Origin of the sequence: Aeromonas sp. CU5, assembly GCF_002586745.1 — a bacterium.
GTDB lineage: Bacteria > Pseudomonadota > Gammaproteobacteria > Enterobacterales > Aeromonadaceae > Aeromonas > Aeromonas sobria.
Window position 1 is genome coordinate 3,727,501 of sequence record NZ_CP023817.1, and the last position, 21,960, is coordinate 3,749,460.

A 21,960-nucleotide genomic window follows, 5' to 3' on the forward strand; every position below is an offset into this window, starting at 1 on the left:
AAGTTCACGCTGGCCAGCAGCAGGAACACCACAGTAATCAGGTTGATGACCGGACTGTTGAAGAAACCGATGCTGGCATCGTGGGTGGAGAAGCCACCGACCGACAGGGTCGAGAACGAATGGCACACCGCATCGAACAGCGTCATCCCGGCGAGCCAATAGGCCAGCGCACAGAGCGCGGTCAGCAACAGATAGATGAACCAGAGCGCCTTGGCCGTTTCGGCGATACGCGGCGTCACCTTGGTATCCTTCACCGGCCCCGGGATCTCGGCACGGTAGAGCTGCATGCCACCAATCCCGAGTAGTGGCAGAATGGCCACCGCCAGTACGATGATCCCCATCCCCCCCAGCCACTGCAGCAGCTGGCGGTAAAACAGAAACGCCTTGGGCAGATTATCGAGCCCGGTAAGTACCGTCGCCCCCGTGGTAGTCAGGCCGGAAAAAGATTCGAAGAAGGCTTCTGAGACCGACATGTCCGGCACGTCGCTCATGATGAAAGGCACAGCCCCCACACTGCCCAGCACGGTCCAGAACAGCACCACAATGAGGAAGCCCTCTTTCGAGCGCATCTCCTTCTTGTGATAGCGGTTGGGAAACCAGAGCACCACGCCGAGCAGCAGGGCGATCAGAAAAGAGCTGACGAACTCGGCACCACCCCCATCCCGATAGCCGAAGGCCACCAGCGCAGGCAACAGCATGGTCGAGCTGAACAGCGCAACCAGCAGGCCAACAATGCGAATGATGCTCAGAATGTGCATTACAGCTCCCTTTTCCCTATTAAAGAGCGATGGATTCTAGCCATCTAAGGGACTGAGGGATACCCGTCCATGAGTCCGGTCGGTCAATTCACGGTCAATCTGAGCCCAAACAGAGGATTCCCATGCCACCCGCAAGGTGACCTGCTGACCGTAATCGGCCGCCAGCAATTCGCCATTGTGGCTGCTGATCAGCGACTCGACTGTCCCCATGTCACCGTAATCGCAGTGAATGAGAGAGGGAGTACGCGGCACCTTGAGCAGGGTGGTCAGCTGCTTGAGGGCCGCACCGACACCGCCTCCATAGGCTTTGACCAGTCCACCGGTGCCAAGCTGGATACCGCCGTAGTAACGCACCACCACGGCGCAGATTTCACCGTTCCCCGACCCCATCAGCTGGGCCAGGATCGGCTTGCCCGCCGTGCCAGACGGTTCGCCATCGTCGCTGAAGCCATAGACCTGACTATCTTGCGGCGCGCCAGCCACAAAGGCCCAGCAGTGATGGCGAGCGGTCGGATGTTGACGCTTGATCTCGTTGACCCACCCCTTGGCCGCCTCGACGGTAGGGGTGTGGGCAATCAGGGTAATGAAGCGGCTCTTCTTTATCTCTTCGGTCAATTCCAGCGGGGCGGCCGGAATGGAGTACGCTACCGCCATCAGAGCCCTGCTTGTCTGGTCATGTTCTCCACCCCGTTGGCGTGCAGCACTATGTTGTCCTCGATGCGGATGCCGCCAAACGGCCGCAGTGCCTCCACCTTGTTCCAGTTGACCCGTTTGCCCTGTTCGCCCTGACGCAGCGGCTCCAGCAGGCTGTCGATGAAGTAGAGCCCCGGCTCGATGGTGAACACCTGATCCACCTCCATCACCCGGGTGCAGCGCAGATAGGGGAACAGCTCGGGGGCCGCCAGGTGGGTGCCGCGCTCATCCTGCATGAAACCACCCGCATCGTGCACCTGCAGACCGAGGAAGTGGCCGAGGCCATGAGGGAAGAAGACGTTGGTCACCCCGGTGTGGATCATCTCGTCCACCGACATGTCCACCAGCTCGGTGGTCTGCAGCAGGCGCGCCAGCTTGTGATGCATCTGCAGGTGCAGCTCGCTATAGCGGCGACCCGGTTTGATCTCCTTGATGATCTCCTGCTGCTGCTCGTCGAGGGCAGCAATCAGATCGGCAAACTCGCCACGACGCCACGCCCAGGTACGGGTGATGTCGGAGGCATAACCGTGAAAATCGACGCCGGCATCGATCAGGAAGGAGTGGCGCTCCGCATCCGGCACCCGCAAGGCAGACAAATGGGTGTAGTGAAGGATGGCCGCGTTGCGGTTGATGGCGACGATATTGCCGTAGGGCGCCTCATTGGCCCCCTGCCCGACCGCCTTCATATAGGCCAGATTGATCTCAAACTCGCTCGCCCCTGCCATAAAGGAGTCCTTGGCGGCAATATGGCCGCGCACGCCGATGCGGGTCGCCTCGCGCAAGCACTCCAGCTCGTAGGGGGTCTTGTAGGCGCGGTGATAGTGCAGGTAGTTGAGCACAGCTTCCGGATTGGGCTGGGTCAGCCCCAGCAGCTCGGCCACTTCCAGATGACCGCCCAGATAGGCCCACTCCTGCTTGTTGGCAGGCAGATGATCGGCCACCTGCTCCGGTCGGGTCAGGAAACGGATATCGAAGAACTCGACCCAGAAGGCATTGGGCAGATCCGCCACCTTGTGCCAGAAATCCACTGGACGATAGAACAGCAGTACCGGTTTGTTCACCCCGTCCACCAGCAGCCAGCAGTGGGGATTGTCCAGCACCGGCAACCAGGCCTTGAAGTGCGGGTTTACCTTGAACGGGTAATCCTGATCATCGAGGAAGATGCGGTGGGTCTGGCCGGAGTGGATGGCCAGTCCGCTGAGCCCCTGTTGTTGCAGAATGTCGCGGGTGCGCTGCTGCAAGGTATCGAGGTGCTGGGCAAAAAGTTGGCTGTAGCTGCTCATGGCGTCCTGCTCCGAGGTGAATGTGATAGCAGCATAACACCAAGCTCGGGGCGGCTCGACCCGTCAAGCTGCCGCTTCGTGAGGTAACGCATGCGTTACAAAGTGTTTGTTATCAACAGAAAACCAATCATTAACAAATCAAAAACAATTCAATACACTGCCGCTAGATACATGACGTCAGGGATTACTCATGGACAACCTCTGCCTGTGGCAACCGGATCCGCTCGGGATGCAGCAATCCAACCTCTATCGCTTTATGGCGGAGGTGAACCGTTTCCACGGCTTGCAGTTGCAGAACTATCCGCAGCTTTACCAATGGTCGGTGGAGAAGACCACCCGTTTCTGGCCGCTGGTATGGCAGCACTGCGGCGTCAAAGGCGAGCTCGGCAACATAGTGGCGGAGAACCGTCAGGATATGCAGCGCACCCGCTGGTTCCCCGACAGCCGCCTCAACTTCGCCGAGAACCTGCTGCGCCGTCAGGACGAGAGTCCGGCCATCATATCCCGCATCGAAGGGAGCCCAAGCCGCACTCTGAGCTGGCGTGAATTGAGTGATCAGGTGGCCCGGCTGGCTCAGTGGCTGCGCCATCAGGGCATAGGTCGTGGCGATGTGGTTGCCGCCTATCTGCCCAATATTCCGGAAACCGTGGTTGCCATGCTGGCCACCAGCAGCCTCGGGGCGATCTGGACCTCCACCAGCCCCGACTTCGGCGAAGCCAGCGTGGTGGAACGCTTCGGCCAGACCCGTCCCCGGGTGCTGTTTGCGGTGGATGGCTATCGCTACAACGGCAAGGGGATCGACATTCAGCAGAAGGTCGCCAGCGTGGTGAGCCAGTTAGGCAGCATAGAGCAGACGGTGATGATCCCCCTGCTCGGCAACCCGCTGCAACTTGGCCACGACTGGCAGCAATTGCTGGCGAGCCAGCACGGTGCCCAGCTCGCCTTCGAACCGATGGCCTTCAACGATCCGCTCTACATCCTCTACTCCTCCGGCACCACCGGCAAACCCAAGTGCATCGTGCACGGCATTGGCGGCACCCTGCTGCAACACCTGAAAGAGCACCAACTGCACTGCGATATCAAACCGGGGGAACGGATCTTCTACTTCACCACCTGTGGCTGGATGATGTGGAACTGGCTGGTGAGCGCCCTCGCCTCCGGCGCCACCCTGGTGCTCTACGATGGCTCGCCGTTTTATCCGGACGGCAAGGTGCTGTGGGATCTGGCCCGCGATGAGCAGGTCAGCTTGTTCGGCACCTCGGCCAAGTATCTCGATGCGCTGCACAAACAGGGTTATGCCCCCATCAACACTCACGACTTGCCGCACTTGCGGCTGATCTGCAGCACCGGATCTGTGTTGTCGCCGGAGGGGTTCGACTACGTCTACCAGCATATCAAGCAGGATGTGCAGCTCAGCTCCATCTCCGGCGGCACCGACATCTGCTCCTGCTTCGTCATCGGCAACCCGCTCAGCCCTGTCTATCGCGGCGAGAGTCAGGGGCGTGGCCTCGGCCTCGCGGTGCAGGTATTCAACGAGGCGGGCCAGCCGGTGCAGGGCGAAAAGGGCGAGCTGGTCTGCACCAAGCCGTTCCCGGCCCAGCCGGTGGGCTTCTGGGGGGATGAGAGCGGCGACAAGTACCACGCAGCCTACTTCGAGCGGTTCGACAATATCTGGTGCCACGGCGACTGGATCGAGCTGACCCCGACCGGCGGCATTCTGTTCTACGGCCGCTCCGACGCCACCCTCAATCCGGGCGGCGTGCGCATCGGCACCAGCGAGATCTACCGCTATGTCGAGCAACTCGACGAGGTGGAAGAGAGCATCGTTATCGGCCAGCTGTGGCAGCAGGACGAGCGGGTGGTGCTGTTCGTCAAGCTCAAGGCGGGCTGCAAGCTGGACGAGCCGCTGCGCGAGCGGATCCGCCAGCAAATAAAGCAACATTGCACCGCCCGCCACGTGCCCGCCCGCATCCTGCAGGTAGATGCCATCCCCCGAACCAAGTCCGGCAAGATCGTCGAACTGGCGGTGCGCGAAGTGGTACACAACCGGCCCGTCAACAATACCCATGCCCTCGCCGATCCCGAGGTGCTGAACCAGTATCGCAACCGGCCAGAACTGGCCAGTTGATAACAAACTCAAATCCATCCGAGGCGCCGCAAGGCGCCTCTCTTTTGCCCGTTTTGTGATGAGGAGCTTTTACTCGATAACTGTTAAACAAATGTTTTAAATAGGTGTTGAAAATGTCTCCTTTTGGATCAATAGTGAGCCTCGCCCCCTGCAGGGGATAAAGGAGCAACACCCCCCACTGAGTGGGAACAAGGAGACACTCTCATGATCTACCAAGGCGAAACCCTGTCGGTCAGCTACCTCGAAAACGGCATTGCCGAACTGAGGTTTGATGCCCCGGGTTCAGTCAACAAGCTGGATCGCGCTACCCTGCTCTCCCTGAGCGAAGCGATCGCCGCATTACAACAAGAACGTGAACTAAAAGGTCTGATCCTCACCTCCGGCAAAGACGCCTTTATCGTCGGCGCCGATATTACCGAATTCCTGGAACTGTTCGATCTGCCGCAAGAAGATCTGCTCGGCTGGCTGAAAAAGGCCAACGACATCTTCAACGCCATCGAAGATCTGCCGGTTCCGACCCTCTGTGCCATCAAGGGCCACGCCCTGGGCGGCGGCTGTGAAACCATTCTCTCCACCGACTTCCGTCTGGCTGACACCACTGCCAAGATTGGCCTGCCCGAGACCAAACTCGGCATCATGCCGGGCTTTGGCGGCACCGTCCGTCTGCCGCGAGTAATCGGCGCCGACAACGCGCTGGAGTGGATCACCACCGGCAAGGATTACCGTGCCGATGATGCCCTCAAGGTGGGCGCCATCGATGCCGTGGTCGCCCCCGACGCGCTGCACAGCGCTGCGCTGCAGATGATGAAAGACGCCATCGCGGGCAAGCTGGACTGGCAGAGCCGTCGCGCCGCCAAAAAAGCGCCGCTGCGCCTCTCCAAACTGGAAGCCATGATGAGCTTCACCACCGCTGCGGGCATGGTTGCCGCCGTGGCGGGCAAACACTATCCGGCGCCGATGACTGCGGTGAAAACCGTCGAAGCGGCTGCTGGCATGGGCCGTGACGAGGCTCTGGTGGTCGAGGCACAGGGCTTTATCAAGCTGGCCAAGACCGATGTCGCCAAAGCGCTGGTCGGTATCTTCCTGAACGATCAGCACATCAAGGCGCTGGCCAAGAAGGCTGCCAAGCAGGCGAGCAAGGCCACTGGCCACGCCGCCGTACTGGGTGCCGGCATCATGGGCGGCGGCATCGCCTACCAGTCTGCCAGCAAGGGCATTCCGGCGGTGATGAAGGATATCAACGAGAAGGCACTGGCACTTGGCATGGGCGAAGCCACCAAGCTGCTCAACGGCCAGCTCGAGAAGGGCCGCATCGACGGCATCAAGATGGGCCAGGTACTCTCTGCCATCACCCCGACCCTCAGCTATGACAACGTCAAGCATGTTGATCTGGTGGTCGAAGCCGTGGTCGAGAATCCCAAGGTGAAGGCCGCCGTACTGGGCGAAGTGGAAGGGATCATTGGCGAAGACGCCGTGCTCGCCAGCAACACCTCCACCATTCCCATCTCCCTGCTGGCCAAGGGGCTGAAGCGCCCGCAGAACTTCTGCGGCATGCACTTCTTCAACCCGGTACACCGCATGCCACTGGTGGAGATCATCCGCGGCGAGCAGACTTCCGATGAAACCATCAACCGCGTGGTGGCCTATGCCGCCGCCATGGGCAAGTCCCCGGTGGTGGTCAACGACTGCCCTGGCTTCTTCGTCAACCGGGTGCTGTTCCCCTACTTCTTCGGCTTCAACAAGCTGGTTGCCGATGGTGCCGACTTCGCCGCCGTCGACAAGGTGATGGAGAAGGAGTTCGGCTGGCCGATGGGCCCCGCCTACCTGCTGGACGTGGTCGGCATCGACACAGGTCACCATGCCGGTGATGTGATGGCGCAGGGTTTCCCGGCACGCATGAGCAAGGAAGGTCGCACCGCCATCGACGTGATGTATGAGGTGAGCCGCTTCGGTCAGAAGAATGGCAAGGGTTTCTACTCTTACGAGCAAGACAAGAAGGGCAAGCCGAAGAAGGTGGCCGACGCCGCTGCCTACGAGCTGCTGGCCCCCATTGCCAAGCCGAAGCAGGACTTTGACAAGGAAGCCATCATAGCTCGCATGATGATCCCGATGATCAATGAAGTGGTGCTCTGTCTGGAAGAGGGCATTGTTGCCACCCCAGCCGAAGCCGACATCGCACTGGTCTACGGTCTGGGCTTCCCTCCCTTCCGCGGCGGCGTATTCCGCTATCTGGACACCATTGGTCTGGATCGTTACGTGGCCATGGCCGACCAGTATGCCGATTTGGGCCCGCTCTACCGCGTCAGCGACAAGCTGCGTGAGATGGCCGCCCTGGGCAAAACCTTCTACTGATTGCGGAAAGGAGATCCATTCATGAAAGACGTAGTCATTGTCGACTGTATCCGGACCCCCATGGGCCGGTCCAAGGGCGGCGCCTTCCGCAACGTGCGTGCAGAAGATCTGTCCGCGCACCTGATGAAATCCATCCTGCTGCGCAACCCCAACCTCGACCCGAACGAGATCGAGGATATCTACTGGGGCTGCGTCCAGCAGACTCTGGAGCAGGGCTTCAACATCGCCCGTAACGCCTCACTGCTGGCTGGTATTCCGAAGCAGGTGGGGGCGGTCACCGTCAACCGCCTGTGCGGATCAAGCATGCAGGCGCTGCATGACGCTTCCCGCGCCATTCAGGTAGGTGATGGGGACATCTTCATCATCGGCGGCGTCGAGCACATGGGCCACGTGCCCATGAGCCACGGCGTCGACTTCCACCCCGGCATGGCCAAGTCGGTGGCGAAAGCCTCCGGCATGATGGGGCTGACCGCCGAAATGCTCGGCAAGCTGCACGGTATCAGCCGCCAGCAGCAGGACGAATTTGCCGCCCGCTCCCATCGCCGTTCCTATGCTGCGACCGTGGAAGGGCGCTTCGCCAAGGAGATCGTCGGGCTGGAAGGCCATGACGCCAGCGGCGCCCGCTTCTTCTACGACTACGACGAAGTGATCCGCCCGGAGACCACGGTCGAAACCCTGAGCCAGCTGCGCCCGGTGTTTGACCCGGTCAACGGCACCGTCACTGCCGGCACCTCATCAGCCCTGTCTGACGGCGCCGCCGCCATGCTGGTGATGAGTGCGGATCGCGCCAAGGCCCTTGGCCTCACGCCCCGTGCCAAGGTACGCGCCATGGCGATCGCCGGTTGTGATGCCGCCATCATGGGCTACGGCCCGGTGCCGGCGACCCAGAAAGCGCTCAAGCGTGCCGGTCTGACCGTCGGTGATATCGACCTGTTCGAGCTGAATGAGGCGTTTGCCGCCCAGTCGCTGCCCTGCGTCAAGGATTTGGGTCTGCAGGATCTGGTGGACGAGAAGGTAAACCTGAACGGCGGCGCCATTGCGCTGGGCCACCCGCTCGGCTGCTCTGGTGCGCGTATCTCCACCACCCTCATCAATCTGATGGAGGAGAAGGACGCCACCCTGGGGGTTGCCACCATGTGTATCGGTCTGGGTCAGGGCATCGCCACCGTGTTTGAACGGGTGTGATAACCAGCCGGATCGACGGGATGCATGACTGAGTGTTGTCCCTTTTCGGGGTCAGTCTGACTGGCCCCTTTTCAAGTCTGTGACGAGAGCCACACGGGGTGATCGTCAGTAGTCAGAAGTTATCTGTTGGCCGTCCCGTTTGGGTCGGCCTTTTTTCGTTTTAACCTTATCAATAGCCTGTTATTGCCTTAAACCTCACATTAGATGGGGGGCTTGCTTGCTTTTTACTCCCCCGACAGGTTCAATCTGCACAAAAAAATGGGTGGATGCACATACATATGTCAATGAGCAAACAACTGCTGATCGTCGATGACGACCAAGAGATCCGCGAGCTGCTCAATGAGTACCTGACCCGGGCGGGCTTTCAGGTATTGACGGCCGCCGGTGGCAACGAGATGCGCCAGCAACTCGCCCAGCACAGCCCGGACCTGATTATTCTGGACATCATGATGCCCGGCGAGGACGGTTTTACCCTCTGCCAGCAGATCCGTCGTGACTCCCAGGTGCCCATTATCATGCTGACCGCCGCCTCCGACGAAGCGGATCGGGTGATCGGCCTCGAACTGGGCGCCGACGACTATATTGCCAAGCCGTTCAGCCCCCGTGAACTGCAGGCCCGCATCAAGGCACTGCTGCGCCGCGCCGAATTCCGCCAGCCGGAAAAAGAGAAAGAGCCGAGCCGCCGCCTGCGTTTTGCCGAGTGGACCCTCGACACCCTGAGCCACCAGCTGACCCATGACGATGGCAGCCTGCTGGATCTCTCCGGCAGCGATGCCATGCTGCTCGGCATGTTCCTGCAGCAGCCCGGGCTGGTGCTGGATCGGGATACCATCTCCGATGCCACCCGCGGTCGCGAGAGCCTGCCGATGGAGCGCGGCATCGACGTGCAGATCAGCCGTCTGCGCCAGAAGCTGGGCGATAACGGCAAGAGTCCGCGCATCATCAAGACCATTCGCGGCAGCGGTTACATGCTGATTGCCGAGGTGCACGAGCTGCCATGAGCCACAAGTGGTCCTGGGGGGCGCTGGTGCCCCGCTCCCTGCTGTCACGGATGATCCTGCTGCTGTTGCTGGCCATCCTGCTCTCCCAGACCATTTTGACCGGCATCTGGATGCAGCAGATCCAGAAGCGGGAGCTGGAGGGGATGATCAGCACCACCCGCAACCTGGCGCTCTCCGCCGCCTCCACCGTCAACTTCTTCAAATCCCTGCCGCTGCAGTATCGCCATATCGCGCTGGACCAGCTGCGCAACATGGGCGGCAGCCGCTTCTTCGTCTCGCTCAACGAGGAAGAGATCCACATCAACGCCATCCCCGACAGCGAACGCAAGACGCTGGTGCTGCAGGAGGTGCAGGGGGTGCTGACCCGCAAGCTCTCCGATGCCATGGCGATCAAGGTGGATTTCTCCCGACCCGACGACCTTCACGTCTTCAACAATGACACCCTGCTGGCAGATCTCCCCTCCTCCTGGGCTCGCTACACCCTGTCGCTGGAACCGCTCAACCCGCCGGTACTGGTGACCCAGATCGAAATTGAAAAGGGGGAGTGGCTCTATCTGGCGGCCCTGCTGCCCGCCCCCTACATGACCCTCGACGATACCGTGATGCCGAGCAATCAGGTGCGCTTTATCGCCCTGATGACAGTGTTCCTCTGCTTCTTCACCTTTATGCTGGTGCGCTGGCAGACCCGCCCGCTGCGCCGTCTCGCCAAGGCGGCGGTCAATCTGGGCAAAGATATCGACCAGCCTTCGCTGAAAGAGGAGGGGGCGTCGGAGATCGTGGCGGCCACCCGCGCCTTCAACATCATGCAGCACCGCATTCGCCGTTATATCGATGATAGGGAGCGGCTGTTCAGCTCCATCTCCCACGACCTCAAGACCCCCATCACCCGGCTGCGGCTGCGGGTCGAGCTGCTCGACGACGAGGTGCAGATCGGCAAGTTCAACAAGGATCTCGACGAGCTGGAGCTGATGGTGAAAGGGGCGCTGCAGACGGTAAAAGAGACCGACATCCACGAGAATATCGAGGAGATCGACATCAACGCCCTGCTGGAGCAGATGGCGGAGTCGATGAACCTGCACGACGAGCGACTGACTATCGAGGGGCACTGCAAGTGGCCCTATCGCGGCAAGCTGCTGGCGCTCAAACGCTGCATCGGCAATCTGGTGGATAACGGCATCAAGTACGGCCAGCGGGTGCGCATCATCATCATGGATGACGCGGAAATGTTGATCCTGTTCATCATGGACGAAGGTCCCGGCCTGCCGGAAGATCAGTTCGAACGCATCTTCGAACCCTACTACCGGCTCAGCACCGATCAGGCGGGAACCGGCCTTGGCCTTGGCATCGCCCGCAATATTTCCCACGCCCATGGCGGCGATCTGGTGCTGGAAAATCGTCCGCAAGGCGGCCTGCAGGCCACCCTCTCTCTCCCAAGGTAGTTGCCCATGAAGTGGTTCCCGATCTCCCTGCTTGCTCTGCTCTGTGGCTCTGCCTCCGCCTCCCAGGTGGAGGTGCTGCACTGGTGGACCTCCGGTGGTGAAGCGAAAGCGGTGGAAGAGCTCAAATCCGAATGGGCTGCCCAAGGCAATCAGTGGAATGATTTCGCGGTGCAAGGGGGCGGCGGCAAGAGCGCCATGACGGTACTGAAAAGCCGGGCGCTGGCAGCCAACCCGCCGGAGGCTGCGCACCTCAAGGGTTACGAGCTCAAGGAGTGGGCCGGTCTCGGTTTCTTGCGCGATTTGAGCCCGATGGCCGAGCACCTCGGCTGGTATGCCAAAATGCCCCCCATGGTGCGGGCGACCCTCAGCCAACATGACGCCCTGATGGCGGTGCCGACCGGTATCCATCGGGTCAACTGGCTGTGGCTCAATCGCAAGGTGTTCGAGCAACAAAAGCTGACGCCACCCGATGACTGGGCCCAGTTCATCACGGTCGCCGAGCAGCTTAAAAAACGGGGCATCACGCCGCTCGCCATCGGCAACGAACCCTGGCAGCTGGCGGTGCTGTTTGAAACGGTGGCGCTCGGTGAGGGCGGTAAAGAGTTCTACCGTAAAGCGTTCCTCGAACAGGACAGCGCCACCCTGACCGGCCCCGACATGGTGCGGGTACTGACCCGCTTCCACCAGCTACGTGCCTACGTACCGCAAAAATACGCCGGTTTGAAGTGGCATCAGGCCACCAATCTGCTGGAGAGCGGTGGTGCCGCCATGCAGTTGATGGGGGACTGGGTGAAGGGGGAGCTGAGCGCGGGGAACTACCGGCCGGGCGAGGATATCGCCTGCCTGCCGAGCCCGGGCAGCGCCGGGCTGTTCAGCTACAACCTCGACTCCATCGCCATGTTCAAGCAGCGGGATCCGGCCCAGCTGCAAGCCCAGGGCGACCTGGCCCAGCTGCTGATGACGCCGAAATTCCAGCAGGAGTTCAATCGGGTGAAGGGGTCAATTCCGGCGCTGACCAACCCTGATATGAGCAAGTTTGACCGCTGCGCCATCCACTCCTATCAGGATTTCCTGCAAGCGGAAAAGCAGGACAACCTGCTACCCAGCATGGCAGAGGGGATGGCCACCCCGACCAATATGCGTCAGGCCATCTTTGACGTGCTCGGTAACTTCTTCAATGACACCAAAGGCGACCCGCAACAGACGGCGCTGCAACTGGAACGGGCCATGCGTTCGACCCGCTGATCTGGACAAATTGCCAAACGGCAGAAATGACAAAGGCGGAATTGCTCCGCCTTTGTTGTTGAATCGTCATCCGATTCAGGATTGATCGTTTTCGTCCTCATCCTCGTCATAGTAATCGCTGAGCTCGATCCAGAGCCCCAATCCGACCATCACCATGGAGCCGAACCAGGTACCGGTATTCCCGATCGGGCTGCCCATCACTATCATGGCGAAAGACAAGAACCCCATGCCTGCGTAGGCCTGTAATCTGCCGTAGGAAACCTGCATATTCACCTCCTTGTTGAATATGGTGCAATTTTTATATTACTCGTCCGGCGCACACTGGATAGGGTTAAATAACATTTTGGTTACATATGCTGGTTGGCAGGGCGTTTATTTGATTATTTTTTAGCCCTGAGTATCATTGGCAGCCGAATAGGTTGAAGGTTGATAATAGATGAGTGATTTATTCTGCGACGCAACCCATGAGTTGGACGCAATCGGGCTTCGTTGCCCGGAACCCGTAATGATGGTTCGCAAGAAAGTGCGGCTGATGGCGGATGGCGAGACCCTGCTGGTCAGCGCCGACGACCCTTCAACCACCCGCGACATCCCCAGTTTCTGCCGCTTTATGGATCACACCCTGATCGCCAGCGAGATAGAGCAGGCCCCTTACCGCTATCTGATCCGCAAGGGTCAATAAGCCCCAGTACCGGAGCAATCCATGACAACCATTACCCGAATCGGCACCACCCAGCGTTGGTCAGATGTGGTCATCCACAATGGCACCCTCTATGTGGTAGAAGTCCCTGTCAGTGAAGAGGCGGATATCCACCAGCAGACCCGCGAAGTGCTGACCAGCCTGCAGCGCCTGCTGGAAGCCAACGGCTCCGGCGTCGACAAGATCCTGATGGCCAACATCTATCTCAAGGACATTGGCGATATCACCGCCTTCAACGAACAGTGGGACAGCTGGATCCCGGCTGGCACCGCACCGGTGCGCGCCTGCGTACAGGCCCGCCTCGCCCATGAAGGCTACAAGGTAGAGGTGCAGCTGACTGCGGCTGTCTAAACGAAGCAGGATGCCTGACGCCAACACAGCCCCCGTGCGCGCCTGCGTACAGGCCCGCCTCGCCCACGAAGGCTACAAGGTAGAGGTGCAGCTGACTGCCGCGGTCTAAGAGGCGGTTCTCCCCCTCATTCCCAACCCTTCTCCTGCAAGGGGAAAAGGGAGCAGCCATTGCTCGCAACGGCATAAATGAAAAGGCCCCACCATCGCTGGCGGGGCCTTTTCGTTACCACAAACCGGACGACTTAGGCGGTCGGGGTCAGGGTAATGGTGACGCGACGGTTTTGCGCCTTGCCGTCAGCGGTGCTGTTAGAAGCAATCGGCTGATCCGGGCCAACGCCACGGGTAGAGATGCGGCTGCCTGATACGCCCTGGCCAATCAGCTGGGCGGCAACGGCGTCGGCACGATCGCGAGAGAGCTTCATGTTCAGATCGCGGGAACCTGAGCTGTCGGTGTGACCAACCACGTTCAGGCGGGTCTTGTCGAACTCGGCAACCACCATGGCCACGCCGGAGAGGGTATTGGCACCGGCCGCTTTCAACTGGGAGCTGGAGCTGTCGAAGGTCACGCTGTTCGGCATATTGAGGATCAGTTCGTCACCATTACGGGTGACACTGACGCCGGTGCCCTGCAACTTCTCGCGCAGCTTGGCTTCCTGCACATCCATGTAATAACCGATACCACCACCCAATGCAGCACCTGCGGCCACGCCGGTCCAGATACCCTTCTTGCGATCGCCCTTGCTGGAAGACATGGCACCCACTGCAGCACCGGTCGCGGCACCCGCCAGTGAACCCCACACAGCCTTGGAGGTTTGCTGTTCACCGGTATACGGGTTGGTAGTGCAACCACTCAGCGCCACAGCCAATGCAACCGCCGGAACAATCATCTTGAAATGCATGTAAGAACCTCTGAAAAAACGACTCAAAACGGGAAGGCGCGCATTCTACCCCAGAGGCGCGCCAAGGTGTGACGTCAGGGGATGAATTGCACCTTCTTCTGGTGGATGACCGCCATTATGTCAAACCGCACTGGATATGAGCTGAACACCAGACAATCCCATATAACCCGACTCCCTGTCACAAACGGCAGCGAGCTGGCTGACGCCATTGACTACTATTGAAAGCACTATCAATAGGTCTCTGAGGGCTCTCCATGTTTGCACTGCTTCGCAACCTCTCGATCCGCCATCTGCTGTTGGGCGCGAGCCTGGTTATCCTGTTTACCATGGTGCTGGGGGGCATCTGGCGCAGCACCCTGACTGATCGGCTCGGGCAACTGCCAGAACAGTTGATTACCAGCGCCAACCGGCAAATTACCCTGCAGGAGCTGCGCTATCACACCACCCAGGTGCAGCAATTTCTGACCGATGCTGCCGTCTCGGGCGAGCAGGACTCCATCGCCGCGGCGGAACAGCACGCGCAGGCCGCCCGCCAGTTGCTCGGCACCCTGCCACAGCTGCAAAGCGCCCTCACCCCTCTGCTCACCCGCCAGCTCGAGGTGGGCAAACAGATGGTCGATGCCTACCTCAAGGGGGAGCGCGAAGCGGGCAACCGCCTGATGAAGCAGCCGGGAGAGGGCTTTGACGCGATAACCGGTAGCATCGCCACTCAGGTGGAAGGGGCGCTGGAGCAGCAACAACAACAGCTGATGCGCCAGGAGCGGGAGATCGCCACCCAAAGCAGTGCCCTGCAAAGCCAGGATCTGCTGCTGTTGGTGGTCAGCCTGACCATCATCATGCTGATGTTGCTGCTGATCCATCTCAAGACGGTGCGCCCGCTGCAACAACTGATGACCCAGCTGGTCGAGCTGGCCAATCACAGCCACAACCTCACCTTCCGGCTACGCAGCCGCGGGCAGGACGAGTTCGCCTACCTCGCCACCGTCTTCAACCGCTTCCTCGACAATATCGACAGCCTGATCGGCTCGGTGCAGCAGGTCTCCCACAAGACCCACGACAAGATGGCACTGCTGATGGAGCACTCCGGCAGCACCCTCAGCAGCATGCAGCAGGCCCAGCAAAGTACTGATCTGCTGGCGACCGCCATCAACGAAATGACCGCCACGGTGCACAATATCGAGCACAACACCGAGCAGGCCAGCCAGGATACCCTGCTCACCCAGCAGCAAGCCCACGATGGTCAGCAGCAGGTGAGCCAGACCATCACCCTGATCCGTCAGGTGGCCACCCATATCGAGCAATCAGCCGGTGAGGTGACCCGGCTGGATCAGGAGAGCAGCCAGATCGGCAACATACTGCAGGTAATCAGCACCATCTCGGAGCAGACCAACCTGCTGGCCCTCAATGCCGCCATCGAAGCCGCCCGCGCCGGCGAACAGGGACGCGGCTTTGCGGTAGTCGCCGACGAGGTACGCAAGCTGGCCACCCGCACTCAAGCCGCCACCATCGATATCCAGCAGCGGATTGAAGCGCTGCAGCACAACACCCGCCACGCAGTGACCACCATGCACACCACCCGCAACGTCAGCGAGCAGGCTGTCAATCAGGCTGCTGGCACCGGTGAAACCCTCGACGCCATCGTCGCCGCCATCACCCGGGTGGCTGATATGAACCACCAGATCGCCACCGCCGCCGAACAACAGGCGCAGGTCGCCGAAGAGACCAACCGCAACGTCATGCAGGTTGCCCATATTGCCCGTGAATGTCTGGATCTGGCCCGCGAGAGCCGCACCCATACCCGGGATCTCAATCAGGCCAACGAGGAGATCGGCCTTATCAGCGATCAGTTCGAAGTGAACCAGCAGGATCTCAGTGGCCACGAGCACGATCTGCTGCACTGGAACGAAGCCTTTATGGTGCGGGTGGCCAGCGTGGATCAGCAGCATCAGGGGTTGTTCGAGGCGATGAACCGCTTCTATCACGCGGTACGGGACAACAGCCCGGCTCAGCAGCGCAAGCAGCGTCTCGACGAGCTGCTGAAACTGGCGACCCAGCACTTTGCCGACGAAGAGCGTAGCATGGAGCGGGCCCGCTATCCCCAGTTGCAGCGCCACAAGCAGGAGCACACCAAGCTGCTGACCGAGCTGGATACCCTGATCCGGCGCGAAGATACCGACGAGCAGGAGCTCAACATGGAGCTGATCATCTTTCTGAAGAACTGGCTGCTCAACCACATCTTCAAGGTGGACAAGCAGTACAGCGAATGCCTGATCAAGGCGGGGGTAGAGTAAGCCGCCGCCCGGCAGCCAGATGCCAAAAGGCTCCCATCATCGGGAGCCTTTTTCATGTCACACTGTTTTGCTGCCAACGGTTGGCCACATCGGGCGCCGCTACCATGAAGCGAGGATCAGCGGCGGCGGATATCCCGCGCCTCTTCACGTACGTCCTGCTTGAACTGGCGCTTGTCCTGACGGCAGTCGACGTTGTTCAGGTACTCTTCCTGACGGCAATCCTGCTTGGTATCGCGGGCTTGCGGGCGGCCATCCTGACGCACATCACGGGCATCGTGGCGGGCATCCTGATGACCGTTGTAGCTATCCTGACGAACGTCACGCGCGTCGCTACGACCATCCTGACGAATATCGCGCGCCTCTTTGACAGCCAGTGCAGGCAGTGAGGTCAACAGGGTGGCACAAGCCAGGATCAGGGCACGACAAGTGCGTCCGCGAACAGTGATGAAAGACATGAATGACTCCTTAAGTTGGGAGCGAGATTCTGAACGCCCATCACTGTATACCGACTGAACCGGATGCAACAAAGAGGCTTAGAGTGGCGTCTTTTGACACTCTTTGTGGCAAGGACAGCTGACCAGATGATCGTTCACCATTCCCACCGCCTGCATAAAGGCGTAACAGATGGTGCTGCCGACGAAGTTGAAGCCGAGCTTCTTGAGCGCCTTCGCCATGGCATCCGACTCCGGTGAGGTGGCCGGAATATCGCCGTTGCCCTGACGCTGGTTGACCATGGGAGCACCGCCGACAAAGGTCCACAGGTAATCGGCAAAGTCGATGCCCTGCTCCTGCAACGCCAGATAAGCGCGGGCATTTTTGATGATCGACTGCACCTTGAGCCGGTTGCGGATAATGCCGGTGTCCTGCATCAGCCGCTCCACATCCTGCTCGTCGAACCGGGCGATCAGCACCGGATCAAAGTCGGCATAGGCACGGTAATAGCTCCCGGTGCGCTTGAGGATGGTGAGCCACGACAAGCCAGCCTGCTGACCGTCGAGACAGAGCTTGGCAAACAGTTCGAGGGGGTCATAAACCGGCCGACCCCACTGCTGGTCATGGTACGCAATATATTCCGCATCACGGGTCACCCAGGCACAACGCAGTTCCATCTCATTCATCTTTGGCTATCTCCTCTCTTCTCACTGATACCCGATATCCTCCCACCCCGTGGGCAGATCATCCCGTGAACATCCGGCGCCAACCCGCCGCTAACCCGCCATAACGGGGCGCCATCTCGCGAATCCCCAGCAATTTCGCCTATTATCCGACCATGCCAGACGGTATACTCCCTCGGTTCACATTCAGCAAATCTTGCTCTGATTTTCACTTCGCGCGAAAAAAAATTATGCAAAAATTCGATGTCAAAACCTTTCAGGGCCTGATCCTGCAGCTGCAGGACTACTGGTCCCGCCAGGGCTGTACCATTATTCAGCCGTTGGATATGGAAGTGGGTGCCGGTACTTCCCACCCCATGACCTGTCTGCGCGCACTGGGCCCTGAGCCCATCGCCTGCGCTTACGTGCAACCGTCCCGCCGTCCGACCGACGGCCGCTACGGTGAAAACCCGAACCGCCTGCAGCATTACTACCAGTTTCAGGTGATCATCAAGCCTTCCCCCGACAACATTCAAGAGCTCTACCTCGGCTCGCTGCAAGAGTTGGGTCTGGATCCGCAAATCCACGACATCCGCTTTGTGGAAGACAACTGGGAAAACCCGACGCTGGGTGCCTGGGGTCTGGGTTGGGAAGTGTGGCTCAACGGCATGGAAGTGACTCAGTTCACCTACTTCCAGCAGGTTGGCGGCCTCGAGTGCAAGCCGGTTACCGGCGAGATCACCTACGGTCTCGAGCGTCTGGCCATGTACATTCAGGGCGTAGACAGCGTCTACGATCTGGTCTGGTCTGACGGCCCGCTGGGCAAGACCACCTACGGCGACGTGTTCCACCAGAACGAAGTGGAGCAATCCACCTACAACTTCGAACACGCCGATGTAGATTTCCTGTTCCACTGCTTCGAGCAGTACGAGAAGGAAGCCCAACACCTGCTGGCACTGGAAAAACCGCTGCCGCTGCCTGCCTACGAGCGCATCCTCAAGGCCGCTCACTCCTTCAACCTGCTGGATGCCCGCAAGGCCATCTCGGTCACCGAGCGTCAGCGCTACATCCTGCGCATTCGCACCCTGACCAAGGCCGTGGCCGAGGCCTACTACGCCTCCCGCGAAGCGCTGGGTTTCCCCATGTGCAAGCGCAGCGACGAAGAGCGCCAGCGTCGTGACAGCAACGAGCAGCAAGGTTAAGGAACGGACATGGCACAACATACATTTCTGGTAGAGATCGGTACTGCTGAGCTGCCGCCCAAAGCCCTGCGCTCCCTGGCCGAAGCCTTTGCCGACAACCTCAAAAGCGAACTGACCAAGGCCGATCTGGCCTTCGCCGCTGTCGAGTGGTTTGCCTCACCGCGCCGTCTGGCGCTCAAGGTGAGCGAGCTGGCTGGCGAACAGCCAAGCAAGAGCGTCGAGAAGCGCGGCCCGGCCGTCTCTCAGGCGTTCGATGCTGAAGGCAAGCCGACCAAGGCTGCCGAAGGCTGGGCCCGTGGCAACGGCATCACAGTTGCTCAGGCTGAGCGTCTGGTCACCGACAAGGGTGAATGGCTGGTTCACACCGCCAAGGTCGAAGGCCGTCCGGCTAAAGAGCTGCTGGGCGAACTGGTTGCTGCTGCACTGGCCAAGCTGCCCATCCCGAAAATGATGCGCTGGGGCGACAAGACCATCCAGTTCGTGCGTCCGGTGTTCACCGTGACCCTGCTGCTGGATGGGGATCTGGTTCCCGCCACCATTCTGGGTATCGACTCTGCCCGCACCATTCGTGGTCACCGCTTTATGGGCGAGCCCGAGTTCACCATCGACAACGCCAGCCAGTACCCGCAGATCCTGCTGGAAAAAGGCCTAGTGGTTGCCGACTTCATGGCGCGCAAGGCCAAGATCAAGGCTGACGCCGAAGCGGCCGCTGCCGCCTTCGGTGGCATTGCCGATCTGGACGACGCCCTGCTGGAAGAGGTCACCGCACTGGTCGAGTGGCCGGTGGTGCTGACCGCCAACTTCGAAGAGAAGTTCCTGGCCGTTCCGGCCGAAGCGCTGGTTCACACCATGAAGGGTGACCAGAAGTACTTCCCGGTCTACGACAAGAACGGCAAGCTGCTGCCGAAGTTCATCTTCGTCACCAACATCGAGTCGAAAGACCCGAGCCAGATCATCAGCGGCAACGAGAAAGTGGTTCGCCCCCGTCTCTCTGACGCCGAGTTCTTCTTCAAGACTGACCTCAAGCAGACCCTGGCCTCCCGCCTGCCGCGCCTTGAAACCGTGCTGTTCCAGCAACAGCTGGGCACCGTCAAGGCCAAGGTCGAGCGCATCGAAACCGTCGCCGGCTTTATCGCCGAGCGTATCGGCGCCAACGTGGCTCAGGCCAAGCGTGCCGGTCTGCTCTCCAAGTGTGACCTGATGACCAACATGGTCGGCGAGTTCGCCAGCACCCAGGGTGTCATGGGGATGCACTACGCCCGTCACGATGGCGAAGACGAAGTGGTGGCCGTGGCCCTCAACGAGCAGTACATGCCGCGCTTCGCCGGTGATGCCCTGCCGTCCGCTCTGGAAGCCTGCGCCGTCGCGCTGGCCGACAAGTTCGACACCCTGGCCGGTATCTTCGGCATCGGCATGCTGCCGAAGGGTGACAAAGACCCGTTCGCCCTGCGTCGCGCCGCCATCGGTGCCCTGCGCATCATGACCGAGAAGCAGCTGGATCTGGATCTGGTTGAACTGGTTGAAGAAGCGGTACGCGTCTACGGCGACAAGCTGACCAACCAAACCGTCGTCACCGACGTGGTCGACTTTATGCTGGGCCGCTTCCGCGCCGCCTATCAGGACGAAGGCATCGGTGCCGACGTGGTGCTGGCCGTACTGGCCCGCCGCCCAACCCGTCCCCTCGACTTCGATCGTCGCGTCAAGGCTGTCAGCCACTTCCGCACCCTGGATGCCGCACTGGCACTGGCTGCCGCCAACAAGCGAGTGAGCAACATTCTGGCCAAGGTCGAAGGCGAGTTGCCGACTGCCGTCAAACCGGAACTGCTGGTCGATACCGCCGAGAAGGCGCTGGCCACCCAGGTTGCTGCCTTACAAGGCGAACTGGCCCCGCTGTTCGCTGCCGGTGACTATCAGGCTGCCCTCACCCGTCTGGCCGCCCTGCGCGAGCCGGTCGATACCTTCTTCAACGAAGTCATGGTGATGGCCGACGACGAGGCCCTCAAGGCCAACCGTCTGGCACTGCTGAACAACCTGCGCAACCTGTTCCTGCAAGTCGCGGATATCTCCCTGCTGCAGTGATTCTGGTTGAGTCAGTGATATAAAAAACGGCGCCGTGAAGGCGCCGTTTTTGTTAGAAATAATAATTCAAAATGGAATTTCATCATTTAACCTCTCAACCTCTACAAAATATATTATCTGAGATGCTGTAACACCGAGAATATATTCAGCCACCTCTAATGTAGCAACGCCACCTTCCGCTCCACCATGCCCCACTCCATTTCCACCGCTGCGATAGGCATAAATCCCTTCTATTGTTTTTACCAATGCTTTGGGTATTTCATATTCATTAGTTTTCAAAAACCATTTTGCCAAGTCACCTAAAGTTGCAGCTTTAGATGCGGGAAATAATGCTTTCCCGGCCGCCTCGACTGCGCAAACAGCCTCTTTCACGCAATTCTCATAATCAGGAGTAGTAGGATTTCTGAAAAAATTAAGAGCTTTTGTATAGTGTTTTCTTGACTCATTTAACCTACTATCACCCATGACAACATGTGCTCTAGTTACTTTATCTTCGGTATGCCTGCGACCGCGGCGTCTCACAACACCATCAGAAAACTCAAATGCCAAATTCTCCTCAAGAATAAGACGCTCAACTTCACTTGCTATATATATTTGAACATCTCTTTTTTCTTTGACTAACTCTACATTTACATAACCCTGAAAAACATCCTGAGCTAGGTACTCATATATTCTTTCACAAAAATCAAATGCCTTATCCCACGCCAAAGAAAATAAAAGTTCCTCCACGTCAGATTTTGCTTTCTCAATGTCTCTGACTAATGAGCTATCATATAAAACAGGTTGAACTCTAGATATCCTTTGCAACTCCCTAGCTATAGTTGGCCAGCTTGGTATATATCCTTTATCTTCCAGATCGTAAAGCATATGAAGAACAGCCACCTTGGCACTATCGGGAAAAGAATTATCTATATGTTGATATGCCCCACGATTTCTAGCTGAAAATGGTGCTTTTGTTTCTGTCACAACAATCACCTTCCTATATTGCACGCTGAATATTAAGTCCATTCGTCTGACAACAGAATAATCTGTTTTATCATAAAGTTAACTCTTTTATGATTGGTTATTGACGCTCGTTGTTTGATTAGATGGTAAGAATCTGTAGGTTCGATTAGCCGTCAGGCGTAATCGGACGTTCGCGTAAATTGATTCTCCCGCCATAAAGGCCAGCCGCATTTCCCCTCCGGCGGGCCGCCCCTGTTCCACGGCAACAACCGCAATCAAAGCCTCTCGTTCGTCCGATTACGCTGCGCTAATCGA

Annotated in this window: 19 protein-coding genes and 1 pseudogene (1 of these 20 only partly in view); 12 read left to right on the top strand and 8 right to left on the bottom strand. The window is 59.2% G+C overall.

Translation table 11 applies throughout. From position 1 onward, the window contains the following. The 3 genes in view from CK911_RS16750 to pepQ are tightly spaced (at most 36 nt apart) and all read right to left on the bottom strand, a layout consistent with a single transcriptional unit that may run on beyond the window. Positions 1-758, bottom strand: the 5' portion of a protein-coding gene (locus tag CK911_RS16750) for a TrkH family potassium uptake protein (RefSeq protein WP_098971369.1). Its footprint begins 700 nt before the window's first position; the window shows 758 of its 1,458 coding nt (coding positions 1-758); the start codon lies at positions 756-758; its stop codon lies off the left edge, out of view. A 36-nt stretch (positions 759-794) separates the two neighbouring features. Beyond that, positions 795-1,412, bottom strand: a complete 618-nt coding sequence (locus tag CK911_RS16755) for a YigZ family protein (protein WP_098971371.1) — start codon at positions 1,410-1,412, stop codon at positions 795-797. Next, a complete protein-coding gene (pepQ, locus tag CK911_RS16760) occupies positions 1,412-2,734 on the bottom strand; it encodes a Xaa-Pro dipeptidase (RefSeq protein ID WP_098971373.1) in 1,323 nt (440 codons plus the stop codon). The genes CK911_RS16755 and pepQ overlap by 1 nt, the downstream gene beginning before the upstream one ends. Positions 2,735-2,924: 190 nt before the next feature. Between pepQ and CK911_RS16765 the strand changes: the two genes are divergently transcribed. The 6 genes from CK911_RS16765 to CK911_RS16790 all read left to right on the top strand — a co-directional run bounded on the left by CK911_RS16765 (position 2,925) and on the right by CK911_RS16790 (position 12,084). After that, the gene (locus tag CK911_RS16765) at positions 2,925-4,862 is read left to right on the top strand and encodes an acetoacetate--CoA ligase (RefSeq protein ID WP_098971376.1); all 1,938 of its coding nucleotides are present in this window, start codon (positions 2,925-2,927) and stop codon (positions 4,860-4,862) included. Positions 4,863-5,066: 204 nt separating this feature from the next. Next, a complete protein-coding gene (gene fadB / locus CK911_RS16770; protein ID WP_098971378.1) occupies positions 5,067-7,214 on the top strand; it encodes a fatty acid oxidation complex subunit alpha FadB in 2,148 nt (715 codons plus the stop codon). Beyond that, positions 7,215-8,399, top strand: a complete 1,185-nt coding sequence (gene fadA / locus CK911_RS16775; RefSeq protein WP_205125021.1) for an acetyl-CoA C-acyltransferase FadA — start codon at positions 7,215-7,217, stop codon at positions 8,397-8,399. It abuts the gene before it with no gap. A 278-nt stretch (positions 8,400-8,677) separates the two neighbouring features. Further along, positions 8,678-9,400 (top strand): response regulator, encoded by a 723-nt coding sequence (locus CK911_RS16780; protein WP_042021059.1) that lies wholly within the window; start codon positions 8,678-8,680, stop codon positions 9,398-9,400. After that, complete coding sequence (locus CK911_RS16785; protein WP_042021062.1) at positions 9,397-10,839, top strand: ATP-binding protein; 1,443 nt, start codon at positions 9,397-9,399, stop codon at positions 10,837-10,839. The genes CK911_RS16780 and CK911_RS16785 overlap by 4 nt, the downstream gene beginning before the upstream one ends. 6 nt (positions 10,840-10,845) lie before the next feature. Beyond that, positions 10,846-12,084 (top strand): ABC transporter substrate-binding protein, encoded by a 1,239-nt coding sequence (locus CK911_RS16790; RefSeq protein WP_068979279.1) that lies wholly within the window; start codon positions 10,846-10,848, stop codon positions 12,082-12,084. Between the two features lie 75 nt (positions 12,085-12,159). Here the strand turns inward: CK911_RS16790 and CK911_RS16795 are convergent, their stop codons facing one another. Then, positions 12,160-12,351 carry a hypothetical protein gene (locus tag CK911_RS16795; protein ID WP_005339471.1) on the bottom strand — a complete coding sequence of 64 codons (192 nt, stop codon included), beginning with the start codon at positions 12,349-12,351 and terminating at the stop codon, positions 12,160-12,162. A gap of 169 nt (positions 12,352-12,520) precedes the next feature. Between CK911_RS16795 and tusA the strand changes: the two genes are divergently transcribed. The 3 genes and pseudogenes from tusA to CK911_RS16810 all read left to right on the top strand — a co-directional run. After that, positions 12,521-12,766 (top strand): sulfurtransferase TusA, encoded by a 246-nt coding sequence (tusA, locus tag CK911_RS16800; protein WP_098971382.1) that lies wholly within the window; start codon positions 12,521-12,523, stop codon positions 12,764-12,766. 21 nt (positions 12,767-12,787) lie between these two features. Continuing rightward, entirely contained in the window at positions 12,788-13,135 is a 348-nt protein-coding gene (locus CK911_RS16805; RefSeq protein ID WP_098971384.1) for a RidA family protein, read from the top strand. A 10-nt stretch (positions 13,136-13,145) separates the two neighbouring features. Then, positions 13,146-13,244: pseudogene (locus CK911_RS16810) on the top strand (endoribonuclease L-PSP); the annotation flags it as partial. Positions 13,245-13,377: 133 nt separating this feature from the next. Here CK911_RS16810 and CK911_RS16815 read toward each other — a convergent pair. Further along, positions 13,378-14,034 carry an OmpA family lipoprotein gene (locus CK911_RS16815; protein WP_042021071.1) on the bottom strand — a complete coding sequence of 219 codons (657 nt, stop codon included), beginning with the start codon at positions 14,032-14,034 and terminating at the stop codon, positions 13,378-13,380. Positions 14,035-14,288: 254 nt separating this feature from the next. On the opposite strand from CK911_RS16815, the gene CK911_RS16820 reads away from it, so the two are divergent. Then, positions 14,289-16,325 (top strand): bacteriohemerythrin, encoded by a 2,037-nt coding sequence (locus CK911_RS16820; protein ID WP_098971388.1) that lies wholly within the window; start codon positions 14,289-14,291, stop codon positions 16,323-16,325. Between the two features lie 116 nt (positions 16,326-16,441). Here CK911_RS16820 and CK911_RS16825 read toward each other — a convergent pair whose 3' ends face one another. Both CK911_RS16825 and CK911_RS16830 read right to left on the bottom strand, forming a co-directional pair. Further along, positions 16,442-16,780, bottom strand: a complete 339-nt coding sequence (locus CK911_RS16825; protein WP_042021073.1) for a hypothetical protein — start codon at positions 16,778-16,780, stop codon at positions 16,442-16,444. 78 nt (positions 16,781-16,858) lie between these two features. Beyond that, positions 16,859-17,434 (bottom strand): DNA-3-methyladenine glycosylase I, encoded by a 576-nt coding sequence (locus tag CK911_RS16830; RefSeq protein WP_098972749.1) that lies wholly within the window; start codon positions 17,432-17,434, stop codon positions 16,859-16,861. A gap of 236 nt (positions 17,435-17,670) precedes the next feature. Here CK911_RS16830 and glyQ point away from each other — a divergent pair, with 236 nt between their 5' ends. Together glyQ and glyS are read left to right on the top strand one after the other, a co-directional pair. After that, complete coding sequence (gene glyQ / locus CK911_RS16835) at positions 17,671-18,621, top strand: glycine--tRNA ligase subunit alpha (protein WP_042021076.1); 951 nt, start codon at positions 17,671-17,673, stop codon at positions 18,619-18,621. A 9-nt stretch (positions 18,622-18,630) separates the two neighbouring features. Further along, positions 18,631-20,700 (top strand): glycine--tRNA ligase subunit beta, encoded by a 2,070-nt coding sequence (glyS, locus tag CK911_RS16840; RefSeq protein WP_098971390.1) that lies wholly within the window; start codon positions 18,631-18,633, stop codon positions 20,698-20,700. Between the two features lie 66 nt (positions 20,701-20,766). Here the strand turns inward: glyS and CK911_RS16845 are convergent, their stop codons facing one another. Then, on the bottom strand, positions 20,767-21,666 hold the full coding sequence (locus tag CK911_RS16845; protein WP_157774563.1) for a hypothetical protein: 900 nt from the start codon (positions 21,664-21,666) through the stop codon (positions 20,767-20,769). Positions 21,667-21,960: the final 294 nt, after the last annotated feature.

Bases quoted from the DNA above. Each gene is read 5' to 3' on its own strand.
- CK911_RS16785 (WP_042021062.1), top strand. From the start codon at position 9,397: ATGAGCCACAAGTGGTCCTGGGGGGCGCTGGTGCCCCGCTCCCTGCTG.
- tusA (WP_098971382.1), top strand. From the start codon at position 12,521: ATGAGTGATTTATTCTGCGACGCAACCCATGAGTTGGACGCAATCGGG.
- CK911_RS16755 (WP_098971371.1), bottom strand. From the start codon at position 1,412: ATGGCGGTAGCGTACTCCATTCCGGCCGCCCCGCTGGAATTGACCGAA.
- CK911_RS16815 (WP_042021071.1), bottom strand. From the start codon at position 14,034: ATGCATTTCAAGATGATTGTTCCGGCGGTTGCATTGGCTGTGGCGCTG.
- CK911_RS16825 (WP_042021073.1), bottom strand. From the start codon at position 16,780: ATGTCTTTCATCACTGTTCGCGGACGCACTTGTCGTGCCCTGATCCTG.
- fadB (WP_098971378.1), top strand. From the start codon at position 5,067: ATGATCTACCAAGGCGAAACCCTGTCGGTCAGCTACCTCGAAAACGGC.
- CK911_RS16780 (WP_042021059.1), top strand. From the start codon at position 8,678: ATGTCAATGAGCAAACAACTGCTGATCGTCGATGACGACCAAGAGATC.
- CK911_RS16795 (WP_005339471.1), bottom strand. From the start codon at position 12,351: ATGCAGGTTTCCTACGGCAGATTACAGGCCTACGCAGGCATGGGGTTC.
- CK911_RS16830 (WP_098972749.1), bottom strand. From the start codon at position 17,434: ATGGAACTGCGTTGTGCCTGGGTGACCCGTGATGCGGAATATATTGCG.
- glyS (WP_098971390.1), top strand. From the start codon at position 18,631: ATGGCACAACATACATTTCTGGTAGAGATCGGTACTGCTGAGCTGCCG.
- pepQ (WP_098971373.1), bottom strand. From the start codon at position 2,734: ATGAGCAGCTACAGCCAACTTTTTGCCCAGCACCTCGATACCTTGCAG.
- glyQ (WP_042021076.1), top strand. From the start codon at position 17,671: ATGCAAAAATTCGATGTCAAAACCTTTCAGGGCCTGATCCTGCAGCTG.
- CK911_RS16765 (WP_098971376.1), top strand. From the start codon at position 2,925: ATGGACAACCTCTGCCTGTGGCAACCGGATCCGCTCGGGATGCAGCAA.
- CK911_RS16790 (WP_068979279.1), top strand. From the start codon at position 10,846: ATGAAGTGGTTCCCGATCTCCCTGCTTGCTCTGCTCTGTGGCTCTGCC.
- CK911_RS16805 (WP_098971384.1), top strand. From the start codon at position 12,788: ATGACAACCATTACCCGAATCGGCACCACCCAGCGTTGGTCAGATGTG.
- CK911_RS16820 (WP_098971388.1), top strand. From the start codon at position 14,289: ATGTTTGCACTGCTTCGCAACCTCTCGATCCGCCATCTGCTGTTGGGC.